Source organism: Gryllotalpicola sp. CP2-P1, assembly GCF_057512245.1.
Map to the genome: position 1 here is coordinate 1 of NZ_JBLRDT010000260.1, position 2824 is coordinate 2824.

The window sequence follows — 2824 nt, forward strand, 5'->3', positions numbered from 1 at the left end:
GCGCACCCCGGAAGCTGGTGGCGCACCCCGCTCGCGCTGCTCTGATCCTCTCGGCGCTGTCCGGATCCGAGCAGCGCGAAGCGGATCCGAGCAGCGCAACGGCGCGCCGGGAGGCTGGGGCGGCGCGGTTCGGGGCGGCGCGGTTCGGGGTGGTTCGGCGCCGGGCGGCGCGCGCTCAGGCGAGCAGCAGCTCGAGGCCCGACGCGCGCAGCTCGTCGGCGTGCTCGGGGCTCACCCCGTCGTCGGTGATGAACATCTCGAAGTCGGCGAGGCTGGCGAAGCGCACGAAGGAGTCGGCCCCGACCTTCGAGTGATCGGCGATCAGGATGCTGCGCCGTGACTGCTTCATGGCGGCCGACTTCACCTCGGCGATGGCCGCGTCGGGCACCGTCGCGCCGCGCTGCACCGAGATGCCGTTGGCGCCGATGATCGCGAGGTCGAGCACCATCGACTCGAGCATCTCGACCGCCCAGAAGTCGACGGCGCCGAGGGTCTTCGCGCGCACGCGGCCCCCGAGCGAGATCACCTCGATGTTCGGGCGCCCCGCGAGCGACACCGCGATCGCGAGGGAGTTCGTCACGACCGTCGTCGGGCTCTCGGGGAACAGCCGGTCGGCGAGCAGCTGGAAGATTGCTCCCTCGTCGATGTAGATCGCCTCGGCGTTCTCGAGGTGTTTGACGGTCGCCTCGGCGACGCGGCTCTTCTCTTCGATCATGCGCGTCGAGCGCGTGGCGAGATCGGATTCGAAGCCGAGCCGCTCGACCGGCACCGCCCCGCCGTGCACGCGCCGCAGCAGCCCCGACTTCTCGAGGGTCGTGAGGTCACGGCGCACCGTCTCGGCCGAGACCTTCAGCAGCTTCGACAGCTCGGTGACGTCGGCACGCCCGGTCTCGCGCGCGTGGTCGACGATGACCTTGCGCCGTTCGATCGAGAAGAGCGACATGCGGGCATCCTATCGCCCGGTTTCGAGGGCTTCGGGCCCGAACCCACGCAAACGGGCAGCGGGCCGGCTAGGTGAGCACGCTCTGCCGAATGACGCTGCCGGTGCCGCCGAGCAGCAGTTCGAGCGTCGTCGCGGCGCTCGTCTGCAGCGACACGAGTTCGATGGGGCGGCGGATGCCGGCGAGCACCAGCTCGACGGGCAACCCGGTCTCGAGCACCGTGACCCCCGGCATCCGCTTCACCTCATCGAGGACCTCGCGGCGCTCGCGGCGGTGCGGCAGATAGACGACGGGCTCGTCGCGCGCCTGGCGCGAGACCCAGGCGAGGTAGTCGGGAACGGGCACGCGGCCGTCGGCCGGAAGCGAGCTGCCGAGCAGAACGCGGTCGCCGGGCAGTTCGAGCGGGTCGGCGGCGCTGCGGGTCCACGCGAAGTCGTGCCGCCTGGCCGACATGCCGCGCGCGGCGAGCGCGTCGATGCGCTGAGCGCCGAGCGGGAAGACGGTGAAGAGCTCGACCGACTCCCGGTCGGCGAGGGCGTGCAGGCGGTGCTTCGCGAGCTCGCCGAGCAGGCGGCTCACGCCGCCCTCGTGGCGGCGGGGGCGGCGGAACGGCGTGCGGTCGAGCAGGGCGTCGGCCAGGGCGACGGTGTTCGCGCCGTCGTCGAGCAGTGCCACCCGGCGCGGCCGCAACACGCTCGCCGCCAGCCGGAACTGGCCGCTGAACCCGTCGCCGATGGCCCAGTCGCGGTCGCCGGCGAGTAGGCCCCATGGGATGCCGACCCACGGCGTGATCTCGCTGAACGGGGCGCCGCGGCGCAGCAGTTCGGCGGCGGTGGTCTCCATCTGGGGACCCGAGAGACGCATGGCGACCGAGATGCGCCGGCCCGCGGCGTGCGCCCACTCGGCGGCGCTCAGCAGCTGGAACGGCGACTCCACCCAGGCCAACACGGCGTCAGTCAACCGAGTGAAGGTGAACCGCGAGTTGCCCCGGTGTGAACCTCGGGCGCGGTCGGCTCAGCGGCGGGGCGACGGTCCGATGCCGAAGGCCACGTCGTGCGAGATGCGCCGCGGGTCGTCGGGGTCCTTCTCCGCATTCTCGGCCCCCAGCTTGCGCCACTTGGTCAGGACCTCGTCGAGTTCGGCCGCCATCTGCTCCGCCTCGTCCTTGGTCAGCAGTGCTCCGCCGAAGTGCATCGACGTGACAGCGCGCTCATCGTCGAGCTCGCCCATCGCCAGCCGGCGGATCCACTCGACCCCGCGGGTGACATACGCGGCGACTGCTGGATCGTCGCCGGGGCGCTCGAACGAGAACCCGCCGCGGCTCACGAGCGCCCAGACGCGGTCGCGCTTGTCGCGCGCCTTCTCGGGCACCTCGTGGATGACCCCCGCCTTCGCGAGCGTGCGCAGATGGAAGCTGAGGGCGTTCGCGGGCTCGTCCAGCCAGCCGGCGAGATCGGCCGCGCGGGCGTGCTTCCTCACGGCCAGTTCGCGCACGATGCGCTGCCTGAGCGGGTGGGCGAAAGCGCGCAGCATGGCGGCGTCCGTGACCTGTACCGGGGCGGCGCCCCAGTCCTCGTCCGCCGACTGCGCCATGGTTCCACCCTAAGCGATGCGCAGAAGGAATTGCGCAATGGCACTTGCGCAACTTTCGGTGCGCATCTAGTGTCAGGGTCATGACCACTCCGAGCGGGGCGCCCGCTGCCCAGGCATCCGTCACCCCGCTGCGCCGCAACCGGCCCTACCTGCTGCTCATGTCGGGCAAGACGACGCAGATCGTCGGCGAGGGCATCGGGGTGTTCGCGGTGCCGCTAGTCGCCTTCGGGCTCACCCACTCGGTGGTGCTCTCGGGCGTCATCGCCGCAATCGGCGAGCTCGGCAGCCTG

At 71.7% G+C, this 2824-nt stretch carries 3 protein-coding genes and 1 pseudogene; 1 reads left to right on the forward strand and 3 read right to left on the reverse strand.

Annotated features, from left to right (window positions below; all coding sequences use genetic code 11):
* Positions 1-175 precede the first annotated feature (175 nt).
* The 3 genes from ACM2XV_RS13905 to ACM2XV_RS13915 form a co-directional block, all read right to left on the reverse strand.
* On the reverse strand, positions 176-943 hold the full coding sequence (locus ACM2XV_RS13905; RefSeq protein ID WP_344777181.1) for a DeoR/GlpR family DNA-binding transcription regulator: 768 nt from the start codon (positions 941-943) through the stop codon (positions 176-178).
* Positions 944-1010: 67 nt separating this feature from the next.
* Positions 1011-1889 (reverse strand): hypothetical protein, encoded by an 879-nt coding sequence (locus ACM2XV_RS13910; RefSeq protein ID WP_344777179.1) that lies wholly within the window; start codon positions 1887-1889, stop codon positions 1011-1013.
* Positions 1890-1955: 66 nt separating this feature from the next.
* Positions 1956-2534 carry a helix-turn-helix domain-containing protein gene (locus ACM2XV_RS13915; RefSeq protein ID WP_487027354.1) on the reverse strand — a complete coding sequence of 193 codons (579 nt, stop codon included), beginning with the start codon at positions 2532-2534 and terminating at the stop codon, positions 1956-1958.
* Between the two features lie 80 nt (positions 2535-2614).
* Here ACM2XV_RS13915 and ACM2XV_RS13920 point away from each other — a divergent pair.
* A pseudogene (locus tag ACM2XV_RS13920) lies at positions 2615-2824 on the forward strand (MFS transporter); the annotation flags it as partial.